This is a genomic window from Cellulomonas massiliensis JC225 (assembly GCF_000312005.1).
GTDB lineage: Bacteria > Actinomycetota > Actinomycetes > Actinomycetales > Cellulomonadaceae > Cellulomonas > Cellulomonas massiliensis.
The window spans coordinates 784,297-803,066 of record NZ_HE978588.1; the positions used below are offsets into that span (position 1 = coordinate 784,297).

The window sequence follows — 18,770 nt, forward strand, 5'->3', positions numbered from 1 at the left end:
GGCCGCCGATGCGCGGGCGACCGGCGCCGCCGACGCGTCCGGGCAGCAGCTGGGCGCCGACGGCGTCCCGGTGGGCCACGCCCAGGTGCTCGACTTCCGCGCCGACTCCGGGCACGGCGTCTCCGGAGTCGTCCGGACGGCGCACGCGGGCGTCGGGCTCGGCCGGCGCGTCCTCGTCGGACGGCCCGGCTGGCTGCGCGAGCAGGGGGTCGCGACGGACACCGTCGACGACGCGGTCGCCGCGGCCGAGCAGGACGGGGCGACGGCGGTCGTCGTCGCCTGGGACGGCTCGGTGCGCGGCGCGATCGTCCTGCGGGACCCGCTCAAGGCGACGTCGCGGCAGGCGGTCGAGGAGCTGCGCGCCGCCGGGCTGCGGCCCGTGCTGCTCACGGGCGACAACGAGGGAGCCGCGCGGGCGACCGCCCGCGAGGTGGGCATCGAGGACGTGCTCGCCCAGGTGCTGCCGGCGGACAAGGTCGCGGCGGTCGAGCGGCTGCAGGCCCAGGGCGCTCGCGTCGCGATGGTCGGCGACGGGGTCAACGACGCGGCGGCGCTCGCGCAGGCGGACCTCGGCCTCGCGATGGGCACCGGCACCGACGTGGCGATCGAGGCCGCCGACATCACGCTGGTCCGTGGGGACCTGCGCTCGGCCGCGCAGGCGGTGCGTCTCTCGCGTCGCACCCTGCGCGTGATCCGGCAGAACCTCTTCTGGGCGTTCGCCTACAACGTCGCGGCGATCCCGCTGGCCGCGGCCGGGCTGCTGAACCCGATGATCGCGGGCGCCGCGATGGCGTTCTCCTCCGTGCTCGTCGTGACGAACTCGCTGCGGCTGCGCCGGTTCGACCGCTGAGGCGCGGGCTTCCCCGGTGGGGCTCTAATGTGATATCACTTTGATATCGCCTGGACCCCGCCGGGCGCCCGACGCCCAGGAGGCACCCATGACCGAGACCGTCCCCCCGCAGGAGTCCGAGGGCGGCGAGCCCGCCGGCCGCCCCGTGGGTCACGCGGGGGCGCGCGTCGACATCGAGGAGCGCACGGCGTGGTCGCTCGGCGCCGGTGGCGCCGTGCTCGCGCTCCTCGTCGCGGTCGGGTTCGTCGCCGTCGCGATCCCCCTGTTCGCCGCGGCCGACCGGGGCCAGGACGCACTCGGCGGCCTCGGCATCCTCGTGCTCCTCGTCGGCCTGCTCGCCCTGTCCGGCCTGACGATCGTCTCCCCCGGCCAGACGAAGGTCGTCCAGCTGTTCGGCCGCTACCTCGGGACCGTCCGGCGCACCGGCTTCGTCCTCACCGTGCCGCTGACGACGAAGAAGCGCGTCTCGGTCCGGGTGCGCAACTTCGAGACGAACGAGCTCAAGGTCAACGACGCGGACGGCAACCCGATCAACATCGCCGCGATCGTCGTCTGGCAGGTCGCGGACACCGCGAAGGCGACCTTCGCCGTCGAGGACTACGCCGACTTCGTCCGCGTCCAGTCCGAGTCCGCGCTGCGGCACGTCGCGATGGCCCACCCGTACGACCACGCCGACCACGGCGAGCAGTCGTTGCGGGGCGCGACGGACGTCGTCTCCGGCGAGATCGCCGCCGAGGTCGCCGAGCGCGTGGTCATCGCGGGCATCGAGGTCATCGAGGCGCGCATCTCCAACCTCGCGTACGCGCCCGAGATCGCCCAGGCCATGCTGCAGCGCCAGCAGGCCGGCGCGATCATCGCCGCCCGCGAGCGGATCGTCGAGGGCGCGGTGTCGATGGTCGAGGACGCGCTGGGCCGCCTCGAGCGCGACGGCATCGTCAGCCTCGACGACGAGCGGCGCGCGGCGATGGTGTCCAACCTGCTCGTCGTGCTGTGCGGCGAGAGCCGCCCGACGCCCGTCGTCAACGCGGGGAGCCTGTACGCGTGAGCGACCGGGCCGACGCGTCCGCGCCGGGCGGGGATCGTCCCGCCCGGCGCGAGCGCAAGCAGGTGCTGCTGCGGCTGGACCCGGCGGTGCACGACGCGCTGGCCCGCTGGGCCGCCGACGACCTGCGGTCCGTCAACGCCCAGGTCGAGCTCCTGCTGCGCCGTGCCCTGGACGACGCCGGCCGCATGCCGCGCGACGCCGGCCCCCAGCGGCGACCGGGCCGCCCGCGCGCCGGCGAGCGGCCCGGGGAGCCGTGAGCTCCCGGCGTCAGCGGAAGCGGCGGCCCTCGTCGGCGCGGTACGCCAGCACGGCGAGCAGCCCGAACACGAACGTCCAGCCGAGCAGCACCGGCAGCGCGAGCGCGTACGCCTCGACCCCCGTCACCATCTGCACCGTCAGGTCGCGCAGCGCCCGCGTCGGCAGGGCCCGCGACAGCGCGTCGAGCCACGCCGGGAAGGCCTCCGGCGGCATGAAGAGGCCGCCCGCGAACGCGAGCGGGAACACGATCGCCTGGACGACCGCGATGGCCGCCTTCGACGAGAGGCGGTAGCCGATCGCGAGCCCCAGCAGGACGAACGGCACCGCGGCGGCGAGCACGAGCAGCACCGACCAGCCGGCCTGCGCCCAGGTGAGCGCCGCGGCCGTGAGCAGCCAGCCGACGAGCACGATCGGCACGACGGACACGTAGGACCAGCCGACGCCGTTGAGCACCCGGCCCGTGAGGCGCGGGAGCGGGCCCGCGGGCAGCGTCCGGACGAACGGGTCGAACGGCATCTGCCGGTCCTCGGCGACGCCCGCGCCGAACGAGAACATGCAGGTCGACATCACGGCGAAGACGCCGAGCTGCACCACCGCCGCCGTGGCGTAGAGCGGGTTCTCGGCGACAGCGCGCTGCGGCACCACGAAGAACAGCAGCGCGAGCGCCGGGAACGCGAGGTTGCCGATCACTGCGATGGGGATGCGGACCGTCTCGACGAACCCGAGCCGGGCGTGCAGCCAGGCAAGCCGCCAGAACGGGCGGCGCGCGAGGGTCTCGGTGGTCATGCGGTCACCTCCTGGGTGGCGGCGGGCGCGCCGGCTCCGGCACGGCCCTCGTCGTCGGGGCGCTCCCCCTGGGCGGCGGTGAGGGCGAGGAACGCCTCCTCCAGCGACGCGCCCCGGACCTCGAGGTCCCGGAACGGGGTGCCGCGCTCGACGAGCGCCCGGACGAACGCGTCGGCGTCGGACGCGAGCACCGTGACCCGGTCGCCGGCGGGCGAGGCCACGCGCCCGGCGAGACTGTGCGCGCCCGGGAGCGCGGCGAGCTCGTCGCCGTCCGCGACGCCCGCGGGCAGCGTGAGGAGCACGCGCCGCAGCCCGACGAGGTCGAGCACCGAGCGCAGCGAGCCGTCGGCCAGCACGCGTCCGCGGTCGATGACGACGACCCGCTGGGCGAGCGCCTCCACCTCCTCGAGGTAGTGGCTCGTGAGCAGCACCGTCGCCCCGTCCGCGTGGTAGTCGCGCAGCGCCTGCCACAGCACGTGGCGCGCCTCGACGTCGAGGCCCGTGGTCGGCTCGTCGAGGAGCACGAGCCGGGGCCGGCCCACCAGGGCGAGCGCGACGGCGAGCCGGCGCTTCTGCCCGCCGGACAGCCCGCCGGTCTGGCGGCGCACGAGGTCCTCCAGGCCGAACCGGGCGAGGGCCTCCCCGCGCGTCATGGGGTCGGGGTAGTGCCCGGCGACGAGGTCGACGACCTCGCCGACCCGCAGCGTGGGCGGCAGCCCGGTCTCCTGGGGCGTGGTGCCCAGCCCGATGCGGGACCGGGCGTCGCGCGGGTCGCCCCCGAGCAGCCGCACCGTGCCGGCGTCGGGCCGGCGCAGGCCGGAGACGAGGCTGAGCAGCGTCGACTTCCCGGCGCCGTTCGGGCCGAGCAGCCCGACGAGCTCCCCCGGGTGCACGTCGAGGCTGACGTCGTCGAGCGCGACCACGGCGCCGAACGTGCGTCGCACCCCCCGCACCTCGACGACCGGCGGTCCCGCGGTCACGAGACGCCGCCCAGCAGCGCGCGCAGCTGCTCGGTGTACCGCTCGAACGCGAGGCGCCCGGCCCCGGTCAGCTCCACGTAGGTGACCGGCGTGCGCCCCTCGTAGGTCTTCGTGATGCTCACGTACTCCGCCTCCTCCAGCCTGCGCAGATGGGTCGAGAGGTTGCCGGCGGTCATGTCGAGCAGCCTCTGCAGCCGCGGGAACGCGATGCGGTCCCCCCGGCCCAGCGCGGCGAGGGTCGCCACCACGCGCAGCCGCGCCTGCGCGTGGATCACGGGGTCGAGCGCGTCGTCGCTCACGCCGGCGCGCCCGCTGCCGCCGCACGCCGGGCACGGAGCCCGACGACGAGCGACGCGACGAGGGCGACGCCGCCGCCCGCCAGGCCCATGACGAGGTAGGTGCAGGGCACGCCGGCGAAGGCGGCGGCACCGGCGACGAGGGCGATCCACACGCCGAGGCCGTACAGCAGCCGCTCGTGCCACAGCGCGCCGCCGGCGACGTACAGCAGCGCCACGACCAGCGCTGCGATGCTGTTCGCGGCGACCGCGACGACCTCCGGCGAGGCTCCCGCGCCGGCGATGCCCCCGACGATCAGGCCCTGCGCCGTGAACCCGACGGGCCACGCGAAGCCGTAGAGCGCGCCCTCGACGGCGCTGACGCCGCGGATCCCCCGGGACCGGTGCGCGGTGTGCCACACGGTCGCGGCCACCGCCACCACCCCGAGCCCGATCGCGAGCGCGGCGGCCGCGACGCCCGGCGTGCCGTCGTCCCGCGCGCTCGCCCACAGCGCGCCGTACCCGACCAGCCAGGCCGCGCCCCACGCGCCGGTGATGAGCGCCGACGACGGCTCCGTCGTGGCGGCCCGCCGCCGCTGCTGGTCGATGATCCCGAGCGCCTCCCGCGGGTCCAGCCCGTCGCGCCCCGTCGAGACCGCATCCTCGTCGCTGCTCATCGCCATCCCCCTGGTCGGCTGAGGTTTGCGCCACAAACTACTCTGCGCCACCTCGCCGGACAACCCCCGGCGCCCCGGCGTCGTCCAGCCCGCGCCCAGCCCGCGCGCCTACAGTCGTCGCCATGACGCCTCCCGCCGGGCCGACGGCCGACGCCGTCGACGAGCCGCCGGCCCCCGCTGCCGCCCGTGCCCCGGGCCCGTCGCCGCGCGCGGTCCGGCGGCGGCTCACCGCCGAGGTGTGGATCGTCCTGGGGCTGTCGCTCGGCTCGTCCGGGCTCTACGCCGTGGTCCGGATCATCGACCGCATGACCGCGGGCCCCTCGCTCGGCAGCCAGAGCACCGCGCTCAACCCGAGCGTCTCACCGCGCCCCTGGCTCGACCTGACCTACCAGCTGCTCGGGCTGGCCCTGGCGCTCGTCCCCGTCGCGCTGGTGCTCTACCTGCTGTCCGCCGGCGGGCGGTCGGCCGTGCGCCGCATCGGCCTCGACCTGGGCCGGCCGTGGCGCGACCTCGCGGTCGGCGCGGGCCTCGCCGCCCTCATCGGCGTCCCCGGCCTGGGCCTCTACGTCGCCGGACGCGCGCTGGGCGTCACCGTCGAGGTGCAGGCCTCCGCGCTCAACACGGCCTGGTGGACGATCCCGGTGCTGGTCCTCGCCGCGCTCAAGAACGGCCTCCTGGAGGAGGTCGTCGCGGTCGGCTACCTCATGGAGCGGCTGCGCGAGCTGCGCTGGTCCGCGCCGGCGGTCGTCGCCGCGAGCGCCCTGCTGCGCGGCTCGTACCACCTCTACCAGGGGTGGGGCCCGTTCGTCGGGAACGTCGTCATGGGCCTGGTGTTCGCCGAGTACTACCGCCGGCGCCGGCGCGTGATGCCGCTCGTCGTCGCCCACACGCTCATGGACGTGTTCGTCTTCGTCGGCTACGCGCTCGTGCCGCACGCGTGGCTGCAGGCGCTGCACCTCACCTGAGCGGGTCCGGGCGCACCAGCGCCTTCGCCATGCTGCGCGTCGCCAGCCCGCTGACGACCAGCAGGACGCCGCCGACGCACGCGAAGAGCCCGATCAGCACGACGATGACGGTCACCGAGGTCTGCGGGTTGGCGAGCAGCACGATCCCGAACAGCAGGTTGACGAGCCCGAACGCGAGCACCCAGTACCAGGCCACCTCCTCGGCCCGGTAGAGCACGATCGACGCCACGACGGCGAACACCCCGACGGCGACGACCCAGAACGCCGCGAAGTAGAACAGCACGGTCGCGGTGGGCTGCGGCCACAGGACGAGGACGAGGCCGAGGGCGATCTCGACGAGCCCGCCGAGCAGCTCCCACCAGAACGCACCCTGGCGCCGGTCGGCGAACGCCTGCACGACCACCAGCACGCCGTCGAGCACGGCGAACGCGCCGAACACCCAGACGAGGGCGGTGACGCTCTCGAGCGGGCGCGCGAGCATGAACAGCCCGAGCAGCAGGATCACGGCGCCGCGGACCACGGGCACCCACCAGATCCGCCGCAGCTCGGCGGACAGGCGTTCGGCGGCGAGCTCGGACATCGGTGCTCCTCCCGACGGACCCGCCACGCGGGCGCTGCCTCACGCTAGCGCGCGGCACGTCCGGTTCGCCCGGATCGCCGCCGACACGCGGGCCGCGCGCCCGGACCCCCTGCCTAGACTCGTGCGCATGTCCGCCGAGCCCGAGGCCCGCCGCGCGGCTGAGGGGACGGACCCCCTCACGCCGCCCGCCGACGACGCCGCGCGGCCGCCGGTCGCGGAGGACCGGCCGGAGCCGGCGCCCGGCACCGCCGACCCCGGCGCCACCCGCACGCCCGTCGAGGTCGACGACGCGCCCACCCGGCGCATCCACCACCCCGGCGACCTGCTGCAGGCGGTGCTCTCCGCCGCCGGCGTCGTCCTCGTCATGGTCCTCGCCACGTGGGCCCACGGCACGACCGAGGGCGTCAGCGAGGACGTGCAGGGCTTCGCGTCGTTCCTGCAGGGGTTCCTGTTCGTGCCGGTCGCCCTGCTCGAGGGCCTCGTGCTGCTCGTCGTGCCGCTCGCGGTGGTGACGGAGCTCGCGATGCGCCGCCTCGGCCGCCAGGTGCTCGACGCGCTCGTCGCCGCCGTCGTCGCGGTGGCGCTCAACTCCCTCGTCCTGTGGCTCGTCACCACGCTGGACGCGGAGCAGCTGCAGCTCGGCCTCTCGGCCCGGCCCCGGGGATCGCTCGTCGTGACGCTCCCCGCCTACGTGGCCATCGTCGCGGCGCTCCTCACGGTGTCCGGGCCGCGTCAGCGGTTCCGGACGGTCCGGTGGTCCTGGAACCTGCTGTGGCTGGCGATGGGCGTCGCGGTCATCACCGGCACGCTGTCGCTGACCGGCGCGGTGGCGTCGCTGCTGCTGGGGCGGGCGGCGGGTCTCGTCGTCCGGTACGCGTCGGGCGTGCGCGCGGAGCAGGCGTACGGCTCCGCGCTCGTCGCGGGCGTCCGGCACGCCGGGTTCGACCCGGTGCGCCTGCGGCGCATCGACGAGGACGACGAGGGCGAGCCGGCGGACGCCGCGGCCCGCGCCGTCGTCCGCGCGACCGACCACCGCGCGTACGCGATGACGACGAGCGACGGGCGCGAGCTCGACGTCGTGGTCCTCGACGGCGACCGGCAGGTCGTCGGCATGCTCGCCCGGCTCTGGCGCTCGATCCGCCTGCGCGGCATCGAGGGCCGGACGATCGTCTCGCTGCGGCAGGCCGCCGAGCGACGGGCGCTGATGCTGTACGCCGCGCACGCCGCCGGCGTCTCGTCCACCCGGCTGCTCGGGCTCGCCGAGGCCGAGGACTCCGTCGTCTTCGTCCAGGAGCCGGCGCCGCGGGCGGTGACGCTGGGCGAGCTGCCCGAGGAGCGGCTCACCGACGAGCTGCTGCGCACGCTGTGGGACGAGCTCGGCACCGCGCACGCAGCCGGGCTGGCGCACCGCAACCTCACGAGCGACACGATCCTCGTCGACGACTCGGGCGACCGGCCGCGGGTGCTGCTCACGACGTGGGAGCTCGGCGACATCGCGTCGTCGTCGCTCGCGCGCCGGATCGACGTGACGCAGCTCGTGGCGCTGCTGTCCGTGCGGGTCGGCGCCGAGCGCGCCCTGGCGTCGGCGGTGGCGTCCCTGCCGGAGGCCGACGTCGAGGCGATCGGGCCGCTGCTGCAGACCATCACCCTCCCGCGGCGCACGCGCGACGAGATCCGCCAGGCGCGCCGGTCCGGGCACCACGCGATCGCGCGGCTGCGCGAGGCGCTCGTGGAGCGCATCCCGGAGGCGGACGTCGAGCCGCAGCAGCTCACCCGGTTCGGGCTCCGGACGATCCTCACGATCTTCGTGCCGATCGTGGCCGTCATCTACGTCGTCACGACGATCAACATCGAGCAGATCAGCGAGGCGATCGCCGACAGCGACTGGCGGTGGGCGGTCGTCGCGTTCGCGCTCGGGCTCGTCACGCTCGTCGGGGCGGCGCTCGCCTTCGTCGCGTTCTCGCCGGTGCGGCTCAGCCTGTGGCGCGCGACCCTCGTGCAGACCGCGGCCACGTTCGTCGCCCTCGCCGCCCCCGCGGGCATCGGGCCCGCGGCCCTCAACCTGCGGATGCTCACGCGGCGCGGGGTCAGCGGGTCCCTCGCCGCCGCCACCGTCGCGCTGGTCCAGGTCAGTCAGTTCATCGTGACGCTCGCGCTGCTGCTGGTGCTCACGCTCGTGTCCGGACGGCAGGACACGACGCTCACCATCTCGCCGACGATGCTCGTCGTCATCGGGGCCGTCGTCGCGCTCGTGGCGGCGGCGCTGCTGGTGCCGAAGATCCGTCAGCTCGCGGTCGCGCGGATCATGCCGATCGTGCGGCAGACGTGGCCGCGGCTCCTGGCGACGCTCAGCCAGCCGTCGCGCCTGGCCCTCGCGTTCGGCGGCAACCTGCTGATGACGCTGGGGTTCATCCTCGCGTTCGACGCGTGCCTCGCGGCCTTCGGCCAGGACGCGTCGCTGATCCAGGTCGCGATCGTCTACCTGGCGGGCAACACCGCCGGCGCACTCGTGCCGACCCCGGGCGGGATGGGCACGGTCGAGGTCGCCCTCGCCGCGACGCTCTCCGCGGTGACCGGCATCAACACCGGTGTGGCGACCTACGTCGCCGTGCTGTTCCGGGTCGCCACGTACTGGCTGCGCATCCCGATCGGCTGGGTCGCGATGCGGTACCTGCAGAAGACCGGCGAGCTGTAGCCGGCCCCTGCCTCGCCGGGGCCGGTGACCGCGCACGAGGCCGGCGGCTGCTCCCGCCGGCCTCGCCCGGACCACCGACCCCGGCGGGGTCAGGCGAGCGCCTTGGCCTTGAGGGTGTCGAACTCCTCCTGCGAGATGACGCCCTGGTCGAGGAGCGCCTTGGCGTCGGCGATGTGCTCGGCCGGCGACTTCGTCGCCACCTCGCGGATGTAGGAGTCGGTCTCCACCTTCGCGCGCTGCACCGCCTGGAGCTGACGCTCCGCCATGCCGTTGCCGCGCGCGATGAGGTACACGAGCGCCGTGAGGAACGGGAAGACGATGAGGAAGACGACCCAGACGGCCTTCCACCACCCGCTCAGCGCCCGGTCACGGAACAGGTCGCCGATGATCTGGAACAGAACGATCAAGTAGGCGAAGAACAGGAACCACCAGACGAGCAACCAGAACCAGTCCCAGAAGCTGTCCATCACGAGCCCTTTCTGCCGTGTCAGCGATCCCGGCGAACCGGGCGTACCTGGCAATCTAGGGCCAGGGGCGGACGTCGCGGCAAGCGACATTCCGACAGCTGTCACGCAGGGGACGACGCCACGGGGCCGCGGGTACCGACGCGACGAGAGCCACGGACGGCGTCGTCCGTGGCTCTCGTCGGCACAGCTCGGGAGCCTGCGCTCCTCGTGATGCTCGGTGCGGCGGCCCGTCAGGCCGCGAGGTGCTCGCGCTGAGCAGGCACGTGCGAGACCTGCTCACCCCCCGCGGCGAACGCGGCCCAGACCTGCAGCCGCGCGAGCGGGAGGCTGGTGACGGGGGTGACGGCGGGCTCGAGGTGCGATCCGTGCTGGTCCATGCTGCGACCGTCCTTGTCGTTCGGTAGCCCGGCTGACCGCATGGGTCCCGTGGCTTTGCGTCCCCTCCTTGCGGAGGGTTTGCCGTTTCGCTGACAAGTCAGACATTACGACGGTCATGGCGCGAAGTGGAAGAGCGATCGCTTTCGAAAATCGGACGGGCGACCAGTTTCACCCGTTCGGACCGCGCGTCTGCTTGACGGGTCCCCCGGTCGGGCACGTGTCACTCGCCTGCGCGCCCCCGGCGGCCGCGCGGGCCGGCCGGGGGCGGGGCGGCGACGGGTCCGCTGACCGATCACGCACCGACGGGTGATCGATCAGGTGCGATCCGTGGCCGGATCAGCTGCCGACGGCGGTCGGGTCAGCTGAACGCGTCCTTGACGTCGTCGCCCGCCTGCTTGAGGTTCGCGGACGCCTGGTCCTTCTTGCCCTCGGCCTCGAGGCGCTCGTTGTCGGTCGCCTTGCCGGCGGCCTCCTCGACCTTGCCCTTGGCCTCCTCGGCCCCGTGCTGGATCTTGTCGTCGAGTCCCATGGCTCCTCCTCGTACCTCTGCTGGCACTCCCGGTCGCGGGTACGACCGGCCGGTGCCCTCGACGCTAGGTCGGACCCGCGGGGCCCGCACCTCGAGCACCCCTGCCCGGCCGTCCCCCGCCGTTCGCCCGCCGCGGCGGGACTCTTGACGGGCGCCTGTGACGTTCGTAATGTCCTGATCCGACATCGCAAGAAGTCGACAGAGCAGTCGCACAAAGTTGTGCGACGGGTGGAAGCCCGCGCCGCCCGCGCTCTGGACGTCGCGATGCCGCCGCCCTTGCGGCGAGTGCTCGACGGGCCCGCGACCGTCGGCATCCGCACCGGCACCGAGCACCGCCTCCAGCACATCGCACGCACCGGGAGCCCCGGCCGCGCCGCCGCCCGGTGCGCCCGCCCGGTGCCGAGCCCGCACCGGCGCGGGAGAACGAAGGACGTCGACGATGACGCGAACCACCCGACCCAGGCCACCGCGCGCGGCGCGCCGGCCCGTCCACCTGCTCGTCGCCGCGGCGACCGCCGCCGCGCTCGTCGCACCGGTCACGGTGCTCGCCCAGCAGGCGTCCGCCGCGCCCGTGCTGCTGTCCGCGGGCAGGACCGCCACCGCCAGCAGCGTCAGCCAGGGCTACGTCGCCGCCCACGTGACCGACGGCAACCAGGACACCTACTGGGAGTCGGCGAACGACGCGCTGCCGCAGTGGGTGCAGGTGGACCTCGGCTCGGCCGCGACGGTGACCGACGTCCGGCTGAAGCTGCCCGCCGCGTGGGGGTCGCGGTCGCAGACCCTGCAGGTCCAGGGATCGGCCGACGGCTCGTCGTTCAGCACCCTCAAGGCCTCGGCGTCGTACACGTTCGCGCAGGGCACCAACGCCGTGGCGATCGACACCACCGACGCGAGCGTCCGGTACGTGCGCGTCACGGTCACCGCCAACAACGGCTGGCCGGCCGGGCAGCTCTCCGAGCTCGAGGTGTACGGCGAGGGCACCACCACGCCGCCGCCGAGCGGGTCGAACCTCGCCCAGGGCCGCCCGATCTCCGCCTCGTCGGTGCAGCAGACCTACGTCGCGGCGAACGCCGTCGACGGGTCGACGGCCACCTACTGGGAGGGCGCGCCCGGCGCGTACCCCTCCACGCTGACGGTGCAGCTGGCGTCGACGTCCGCGCTGACCGGCGTGGTCGTCAAGCTCAACCCCGCCGCCGCGTGGTCCGCCCGCACGCAGACCTTCGCGATCGAGGCGCGCACCGGCACGGGGGCGTTCACGACGATCAAGCCGTCCGCGTCGTACGCGTTCGACCCCGCGAGCGGCAACACCGTGACGGTCCCGCTGTCCGCGAGCGCGAGCGAGGTCCGCCTGACGTTCACGGCGAACTCCGGCTCGTCGAACGCCCAGGTCGCCGAGCTGCAGGTGATCGGGACGGCGGGCGCCACGCCGACCCCGACGACCGACCCGACCACCCCGCCGGACCCCACGGGGACCAACTACGCGCGCGGCCGCGCGGCGGAGGCGTCGTCGACGGAGTGGACGTACGTCGCCGGCAACGCCACCGACGGCGACGCCGCGACGTACTGGGAGGGCGCCGGCGGCCAGTACCCGTCGACGCTCACCGTGCCGCTGCCCACCCCGGTCCAGCTGTCGTCGGTCGTGGTGCGGCTGAACCCGTCGTCGGCGTGGGGCTCGCGTACGCAGACGTTCGCGGTGCTGGGTCGCACCGGGACCGGCTCCTTCACGCAGCTCAAGGCGTCGGCCGGCTACACCTTCTCGCCGTCGTCCGGGAACCGGGTCACCATCCCCGTGAGCGGCACCGCGACGGACGTGCGCCTGCAGTTCACGGGCAACACCGGCTCCGGCAACGGGCAGATCGCCGAGCTCGAGGTGTACGGCGCACCGGCGCCCAACCCCGACCTCACGGTGACCGCGGTGACCGCCAGCCCGGCGTCGCCGCTCGAGTCGGACGCGATCACGCTGAGCGCGACGGTGAAGAACGCGGGCACCGTCGCGTCGCCCGCCTCGTCGGTCGACCTGCTGCTCGCCGGCACCAAGGCCGGCTCGGCGGCGGTCAGCGCCCTGCAGCCCGGTGCCAGCACGACCGTCAGCGCCTCGGTCGGCGCGAAGGCCGCCGGCTCGTACGCGCTCGGCGCCACCGTCGACCCGTCGAACGCCGTCGTCGAGCAGAGCGAGACCAACAACACCCTGACCGCGTCGAGCCCGCTCGTCGTCCGTGAGGTGCCGAGCTCCGACCTGGTGCCCGTCGTCTCGTGGAGCCCGAGCACCCCCTCGGCCGGCCAGCCGGTCGCCTTCACCGCGCAGCTGCGCAACACCGGCAACGTCGCGACCTCCTCGTCGCCCCACGCCGTGACGGTCACCGTCAAGAACGGCGGCGGGACGACGGTTGCCACGCTCAACGGCACGGTCACCGGCGCGATCGGCGCCGGCGCCACGAGCGCGACGGTCGCGCTCGGCTCGTGGACCGCGGCGAACGGCAGCTACACCGTCACGGCCGTGGCCGCCGCCGACTCCACGGAGATCGCGGGGCGGCAGGGCAACAACACCGTCACCTCGACCCTGTTCGTCGGCCGCGGCGCCAACATGCCGTACGACATGTACGAGGCCGAGGACGGCACGAGCGGCGGCGGGGCTGTCGCCCGGGGCCCGAACCGGACGGTCGGGGACCTCGGGGGCGAGGCCTCGGGCCGGCGCGCGGTCACGCTCGGGACGACCGGCTCGTACGTGCAGTGGACGACCCGGCAGGCGACCAACACGATCGTCGCCCGGTTCTCGATCCCCGACGGCACGACGGGCAGCATCGACGTCCTGGCCAACGGGACGTTCGTCAAGCGGCTGGACCTCACCTCGCGGTTCGCGTGGCTGTACGGCGACGAGACGAACCCGCAGAACTCCGGCTCGAACCCGCGGCACATCTACGACGAGGCCAACATGCTGCTCGGCACGACCCTGCCGGCCGGCACGGTCCTGCGGCTCGAGCGGACGTCGGCCAACCCGCAGCCGGTGACGGTCGACTTCGTCAGCACCGAGCTCGCGACGGCCAAGCCCAACCCGGACCCGGCGCGCTACGTCGTCCCCGCGGGGTTCACGCACCAGGCCGTGCAGGCCGCGCTCGACGCCGCGCGTCAGGACTCGTCGAAGGCGGGCGTGTACCTGCCCGCCGGCGACTACTCCACCAACGGCAAGTTCCAGGTGTACGGCCGCGCGATCCAGGTCGTCGGCGCCGGGCCCTGGTTCACGCGGTTCTACGCGCCGCAGACGCAGGACAACACCGACGTCGGCTTCCGTCCGGACGCCACCGCCAACGGCACGGTCTGGAAGGACTTCGCCTACTTCGGCAACTACGTCATCCGCCAGGACGGCCCCGGCAAGGTGTTCGACTTCTCCAACGTCGCGAACATGACGATCGACAACGTGTGGGTCGAGCACTTCGTGTGCATGTTCTGGGCGTCGAACATGGACTCCTCGACGATCACGAACTCGCGCATCCGCAACACCTTCGCCGACGGCATCAACATGACGAACGGCAGCGCGAACAACCGGGTCGCCAACATCGAGACCCGCAGCACGGGCGACGACGCGTTCGCCCTGTTCGCGGCCACCGACAACGGCGGCACGGGGCAGACCGGCAACGTGTACGAGAACCTCACGGCCCTCACCACGTGGCGGGCCGCGGGCCTGGCCGTCTACGGCGGCTACGGCAACACGTTCCGCAACATCCGCATCGCCGACACGCTCGTCTACTCGGGCATCACCGTCAGCTCGCTCGACTTCGGGTACCCGATGGACGAGTTCGGCTCGGCGCCCCCGACGACGATCGAGAACGTGACCCTGGAACGCACGGGCGGGCACTTCTGGGGCAACCAGACGTTCCCCGGCATCTGGATCTTCTCCGCCTCGAAGAAGTTCCAGGGCATCCGGATCAGCAACGTCGACATCGTCGACCCGACGTACTCCGGGATCATGTTCCAGACGAACTACACGTCGCCCACGTCCCCGCAGAACCCGATCACCGACACGATCTTCACCAACGTGACGATCAGCGGGGCGCGCAAGAGCGGCGACGCGTGGGACGCGAAGTCCGGCTTCGGCATCTGGGTCAACGAGATGCCGGAGGCGGGCCAGGGACCGGCGGTCGGCTCGGCCACCTTCCGCAACCTCATCCTGCGGGACAACGCCCAGGACATCAGGAACACGACCTCCACGTTCACGATCGTCCGGGAGTGAGACCGGCGACGGGCGGCCGGAACGCGGGTCCCGGCCGCCCGTCGTCGCACGTGCGCGGGCCGCGGGTCGGCGTCGTCCCCTGACGGCACCGGCCTGCGGCCCGCGTCTCGTCGCGCGGCAGGGTGCGATCCGGGGTCTGATGGAGGGGCAGGCACCGACAGGAGGAGAGCGCATGGCCACCGTCCCCGACATCACGCTGAACAACGGGGTCACCATCCCGCAGCTGGGCTTCGGGGTGTTCCAGGTCCCGCCCGAGAGCACCCGCGACGCCGTGCTCACCGCGTTCGAGGCGGGCTACCGGCACATCGACACCGCGCAGATGTACGGCAACGAGAAGGGCGTCGGCGACGCCGTCGCGTCCTCGGGGCTGCCGCGCGACGAGGTGTTCGTCACCACGAAGCTCAACAACAACAACCACGACCCGGAGCGCGCGCTCGCGTCGATCGACCGCAGCCTGGAGGAGCTGGGCCTCGAGCACGTCGACCTGTTCCTCGTGCACTGGCCCCTCGCGACCGTGAGCGACGTCGTCGAGACGTGGCGCGCGATGGAGGAGATCTACCGCGCCGGCAAGGCCCGGTCCATCGGCGTCTCGAACTTCCAGCCGCACCACCTGCGGCGCGTGCTCGACGAGACGAGCGTCGCGCCTGCCGTGAACCAGGTCGAGGTGCACCCCTACCTGCGTCAGGACGAGGTACGGGCGTTCGACTCCGACCACGGCATCGCCACGGAGGCCTGGTCGCCCATCGCACAGGGCCTCGTCCTCGACGACCCGGTGGTCGAGCGCGTCGCGGCGGGTGTGGGCCGGACGCCGGCGCAGGTCGTCCTCCGCTGGCACCTGCAGCGCGGCGACATCGTCTTCCCCAAGTCCGTGACGCCGGAGCGCGTGCGCGAGAACTTCGCGCTGTTCGACTTCGAGCTGTCCGAGGTCGACATGGCGTCGATCGACGCGCTCGACCGGGGCCAGCGCACCGGGCCCGACCCGGACACGTTCGCGTACGTGCCCAGCTGACGGCTGGCGCGTCCTCGGACGGCTCGGCGCACCGGCCGGCGCTGCGACCCGCGGCGCCGGCCGGTCAGCGCCCGGGGACGCCCGCGCGGATCCGCGCCAGCCCGGCGGCGTAGGTCGCCGCCTCGCCCTCCCACTGCGAGTCGACGAACCACGTCGCGCCGGCCTCCTCGAGCGCGGCCAGGCGCTCGGCGTCGGCCGCCGGGTCGCCGGACAGCGCGCCCTGCACGACGACGTCGAACGGGCCCTCGGCCGCGCGGTGCTCCCGCACCCACGCGACGATCTCGCGCACGTCGTCCGGCCCCATCGGGTCCATCGTCCGCTCGCCGCGCAGCTGCGGCACGACACCGTCCCACCGGACCGCGCGCCCCATCGAGCGGTCGCTCGGGAACGCGCCCACCACCCACAGCGGCGGGCGCGGGCGGCTGGCCGGCGCGGGCCGGATCGTGAGGTCCGTGACCCGGTGGTGCGCGCCGTCGTACGAGAACGGCTCGCCGGTGAAGGCGTGGCCGAGCACGTCGAGGCACTCGTCGAGGAGCTGCGCCCGCTCGCGCAGCGTCTGCGGCTCCCCCGCGACGCCCGTGAGCCCACGGTCCTCGGGCACGCCGAGGCCGACCGGGATCACGACGCGACCGCCGGAGAGGTGGTCGACGGTCAGCGCCTGGTGGGCGAACACCCAGGGCCGGCGGCGCGGCAGCGCGAACACCAGCGCCCCGAGCGCGACGCGCTCCGTGCGGACGGCCGCGGCGGCCAGCAGGGTCCACGGGTCCCACACGTCGACCTCGAAGCCCGGCAGGTCGACGGCGTCCCAGGTGAACCAGCCGTCCCAGCCGGCCCGGTCCGCCTCGACCGCCGAGTCGACCAGCTCCCGCGCCGAGCCGAACGGCGCGACGATCCCGACCTTGAGCGACGTCATCGGTGCCTCCTTCGTCGTGGGAGCACGACGCTAGCGACGGCCGCCCACACGTCCGCGGGCCACCGCCGAGGACGGGAGACGACGAGGGGGCGGACCCGCCGGGCCCGCCCCCTCGCCTCGCCCGGTCAGTCCGCGACCGGGTACTCCGTGAGCGTCGTCCAGTGCGAGCCGCCCTCCTGCGGGAGGGCCGGGCCGCCGACGCCGTTGACCACGTGGTCGATCGTCCCGGCGTTGTTGAGCGACACGATCACCATGTGGTGCAGCTTCACGCCCGGACGCTCCGGCACCTCGAACGCGTTCGTCGCGTGCAGCGTCGGGTCGACGTTCGTGTAGATGTAGCTGCCCAGGCCCCACGCCTCGTGCGTGCGGACGTGGTCGCCCACCTTGTACGCCGCCCAGCCGAGCGTCGTGCCGTGCTTCCACGCGGCCTGGTTCGGCGGGTCGTACGGCAGCTCGTTCTGGAAGAAGATCGTGCGGCCGCGCTCGCCGTTCCAGACGAGGTTGTACTTCTTGTAGTGCTCGGCGAACAGGCCGGTCGCGAGCACGTCGTTGCCGTTCACGACCACGCCGTAGTCGCCGGGGTTGACGTCCCAGCCCACCCCGGTGCCGTGGTCGGCGCGCCAGGCCCAGGTGTGGTCGACGATCACGTTGTTCGCGTTGACGACGAGGCTGTTCGTCGCCGCGCCGGCGTGGTCGCCGCCGATGCGGAAGAACACGTCCTGCAGGGCCGTCGGGTTGCTCGTGCTGCTGAGCTTCTGCTTGCGGAGAAGCCCGTCGACCTTCGAGAGCGCCGTGCCGACCGTGAGCAGCGACTCGGAGCGCTTCGCCCCCGCGTCGAACATGATCCCGGCGATGACGACGCCCGGGACGTCGAGCGTCCGCATCGCCGTCACGCCGCGGTCGGGGATGATCGTCGCCAGGCCCAGCCCGAGCACGACCTGGTCCTTGCGCGTCACGAGCAGCGTCTGGTCGACGTGGTAGATCCCGGGGCTCAGGAGCAGGTTCTTGCCGGAGAGCAGCGCCGTGTTGAGCTTGCGCGCGCTGTCGCCGGGCTTCGCGACGTAGAAGTCCGACAGCGGCACCGAGCGGCCCGCGGTCGCACCCCCGGCGTACGAGGTGCCGCGGGCGTCCTTGCGGACGGACGGCACGAACACGCGGTACTTGCCGCGCTCGTCGGTGTAGACGTACGGCTTCTCGCGCGACGCCGGCGTGGTGTCGAGCGTCGTGTACGCGTGGACCCCCGCGTCGTCCGGCTCGCCGAAGTCGGTCGCCGGGGCGCCCTCGACGCCGGAGAACACCTGGTTCCAGACGCCGTTGCTCCAGCCCGCCACCGACGAGTCGCGCGTGTAGAACTGCTGCTGGCTGCCGCTGACGACGAAGGGCATCGTCGAGTCGGCGATGTACCCGCCGGACGCGAACTGCGGCCCGGCCGAGCAGTAGTCCATGAGCGAGAGGTTCGCGCCCGCGATCTCGACCCGGCGCATCGGCGCCGCCTGCGAGACCGCCCAGAAGTTCGCGCTGTCGCGGCAGCCGTCGCCGCCGCCGACGAACTGGATCTTGAGGTTCGACAGCGAGCGCCAGAAGTTCACCAGCGCGAGGCAGTTGGACGGGTTGCCGTTCGCGTCGGTCTCGAGGCAGCGGTTGTAGACCTCCACCGCCCCGTTGATGACGACGTCGCCGGGGTTGCGGCCCAGGCCCGCCACCTCGGTGTAGTAGCCGACCTGGAAGCGCAGCGGCCTCTCGGCCGTGCCGTACGTGCCCGGCTTGAACAGCAGGGCGTAGCGGTTCTGGCTGAACTCCGCGTCCCGCTGCTGGGCGTTGACCGCGTCGACGCGCGCCTGGATCTGCTCGACCGGCATGCTCGGGTCGAACACGATCGTGTTCGGGCCGAGCTCCGTCCCCGAGCCGAGGCCGCCGGCGCTCGCGGGGGTGGCGACGGCCACGGCGACCGTCGTGACGAGGGCGGCCGCGAGCGCGGCGGCGGCGAGTCGGGTGCGCGGACGTCCTCGGCCGCGGTTCCTGGGCAGCATGAAGTGACCTTTCGACAGGGTTCTCGACGGGAGCTCGACAGAGGCCACGCGCCGGAGGGGGCCGCGTGGAGCACGGGCGGGCACTGCGGGTGGTGCGACATCGTC

General features: G+C 73.7%; 17 protein-coding genes and 1 riboswitch. Of the genes, 7 read left to right on the top strand and 10 right to left on the bottom strand.

Features of this window, described 5'->3' with window-relative positions; all coding sequences use genetic code 11:
- The 3 genes from HGCM_RS16750 to HGCM_RS16755 form a co-directional block, all read left to right on the top strand.
- Nucleotides 1-850: HAD-IC family P-type ATPase (locus HGCM_RS16750; RefSeq protein WP_147572992.1), on the top strand; the 850-nt coding region annotated here is incomplete at its 5' end.
- Nucleotides 851-938: 88 nt separating this feature from the next.
- Nucleotides 939-1,895 (top strand): SPFH domain-containing protein, encoded by a 957-nt coding sequence (locus HGCM_RS03725; RefSeq protein WP_019135540.1) that lies wholly within the window; start codon nt 939-941, stop codon nt 1,893-1,895.
- Nucleotides 1,892-2,152 (top strand): type II toxin-antitoxin system antitoxin, encoded by a 261-nt coding sequence (locus HGCM_RS16755; RefSeq protein WP_019135541.1) that lies wholly within the window; start codon nt 1,892-1,894, stop codon nt 2,150-2,152. The genes HGCM_RS03725 and HGCM_RS16755 overlap by 4 nt, the downstream gene beginning before the upstream one ends.
- A gap of 10 nt (nt 2,153-2,162) precedes the next feature.
- Here the strand turns inward: HGCM_RS16755 and HGCM_RS03735 are convergent, their stop codons facing one another.
- The 4 genes from HGCM_RS03735 to HGCM_RS03750 are packed head-to-tail and all read right to left on the bottom strand — an operon-like array spanning nt 2,163 to nt 4,871.
- On the bottom strand, nt 2,163-2,939 hold the full coding sequence (locus tag HGCM_RS03735; protein ID WP_019135542.1) for an ABC transporter permease: 777 nt from the start codon (nt 2,937-2,939) through the stop codon (nt 2,163-2,165).
- Entirely contained in the window at nt 2,936-3,883 is a 948-nt protein-coding gene (locus HGCM_RS03740; protein ID WP_147572640.1) for an ABC transporter ATP-binding protein, read from the bottom strand. The genes HGCM_RS03735 and HGCM_RS03740 overlap by 4 nt, the downstream gene beginning before the upstream one ends.
- A 32-nt stretch (nt 3,884-3,915) precedes the next feature.
- On the bottom strand, nt 3,916-4,218 hold the full coding sequence (locus HGCM_RS03745) for a transcriptional regulator (RefSeq protein WP_019135544.1): 303 nt from the start codon (nt 4,216-4,218) through the stop codon (nt 3,916-3,918).
- On the bottom strand, nt 4,215-4,871 hold the full coding sequence (locus tag HGCM_RS03750; RefSeq protein ID WP_147572642.1) for a hypothetical protein: 657 nt from the start codon (nt 4,869-4,871) through the stop codon (nt 4,215-4,217). Before HGCM_RS03750 ends, HGCM_RS03745 begins: the two co-directional genes overlap by 4 nt.
- Before the next feature lie 122 nt (nt 4,872-4,993).
- Between HGCM_RS03750 and HGCM_RS03755 the strand changes: the two genes are divergently transcribed.
- Nucleotides 4,994-5,836: a CPBP family intramembrane glutamic endopeptidase gene (locus HGCM_RS03755; protein ID WP_019135546.1), complete on the top strand. Its 843-nt coding sequence runs from the start codon at nt 4,994-4,996 to the stop codon at nt 5,834-5,836.
- Here HGCM_RS03755 and HGCM_RS03760 read toward each other — a convergent pair.
- Entirely contained in the window at nt 5,829-6,416 is a 588-nt protein-coding gene (locus HGCM_RS03760) for an HdeD family acid-resistance protein (RefSeq protein ID WP_019135547.1), read from the bottom strand. The two genes, HGCM_RS03755 and HGCM_RS03760, sit on opposite strands and share 8 nt — an antisense overlap.
- 127 nt (nt 6,417-6,543) lie before the next feature.
- Here HGCM_RS03760 and HGCM_RS03765 point away from each other — a divergent pair, with 127 nt between their 5' ends.
- The gene (locus HGCM_RS03765) at nt 6,544-9,111 is read left to right on the top strand and encodes a lysylphosphatidylglycerol synthase transmembrane domain-containing protein (RefSeq protein WP_019135548.1); all 2,568 of its coding nucleotides are present in this window, start codon (nt 6,544-6,546) and stop codon (nt 9,109-9,111) included.
- Nucleotides 9,112-9,200: 89 nt separating this feature from the next.
- On the opposite strand, the gene HGCM_RS03770 is transcribed toward HGCM_RS03765, so the two are convergent.
- The 3 genes from HGCM_RS03770 to HGCM_RS16760 all read right to left on the bottom strand — a co-directional run bounded on the left by HGCM_RS03770 (nt 9,201) and on the right by HGCM_RS16760 (nt 10,485).
- Nucleotides 9,201-9,578: an SHOCT domain-containing protein gene (locus HGCM_RS03770; protein WP_026075244.1), complete on the bottom strand. Its 378-nt coding sequence runs from the start codon at nt 9,576-9,578 to the stop codon at nt 9,201-9,203.
- Between the two features lie 230 nt (nt 9,579-9,808).
- Entirely contained in the window at nt 9,809-9,955 is a 147-nt protein-coding gene (locus tag HGCM_RS19255; protein WP_019135550.1) for a hypothetical protein, read from the bottom strand.
- A 19-nt stretch (nt 9,956-9,974) separates the two neighbouring features.
- Nucleotides 9,975-10,049, bottom strand: a riboswitch (cyclic di-GMP riboswitch).
- A 265-nt stretch (nt 10,050-10,314) separates the two neighbouring features.
- Nucleotides 10,315-10,485, bottom strand: coding sequence for a CsbD family protein (locus HGCM_RS16760; protein WP_019135551.1), 171 nt, complete (start codon nt 10,483-10,485; stop codon nt 10,315-10,317).
- Between the two features lie 439 nt (nt 10,486-10,924).
- On the opposite strand from HGCM_RS16760, the gene HGCM_RS03785 reads away from it, so the two are divergent.
- Both HGCM_RS03785 and HGCM_RS03790 read left to right on the top strand, forming a co-directional pair.
- Nucleotides 10,925-14,713, top strand: a complete 3,789-nt coding sequence (locus tag HGCM_RS03785; RefSeq protein ID WP_019135552.1) for a discoidin domain-containing protein — start codon at nt 10,925-10,927, stop codon at nt 14,711-14,713.
- 172 nt (nt 14,714-14,885) lie between these two features.
- Nucleotides 14,886-15,722 (top strand): aldo/keto reductase, encoded by an 837-nt coding sequence (locus tag HGCM_RS03790; protein ID WP_019135553.1) that lies wholly within the window; start codon nt 14,886-14,888, stop codon nt 15,720-15,722.
- 64 nt (nt 15,723-15,786) lie between these two features.
- On the opposite strand, the gene HGCM_RS03795 is transcribed toward HGCM_RS03790, so the two are convergent.
- Nucleotides 15,787-16,635 (bottom strand): LLM class flavin-dependent oxidoreductase, encoded by an 849-nt coding sequence (locus HGCM_RS03795; RefSeq protein WP_019135554.1) that lies wholly within the window; start codon nt 16,633-16,635, stop codon nt 15,787-15,789.
- Between the two features lie 125 nt (nt 16,636-16,760).
- Nucleotides 16,761-18,665, bottom strand: coding sequence for a pectate lyase-like domain-containing protein (locus HGCM_RS03800; protein WP_019135555.1), 1,905 nt, complete (start codon nt 18,663-18,665; stop codon nt 16,761-16,763).
- Nucleotides 18,666-18,770 lie beyond the last annotated feature (105 nt).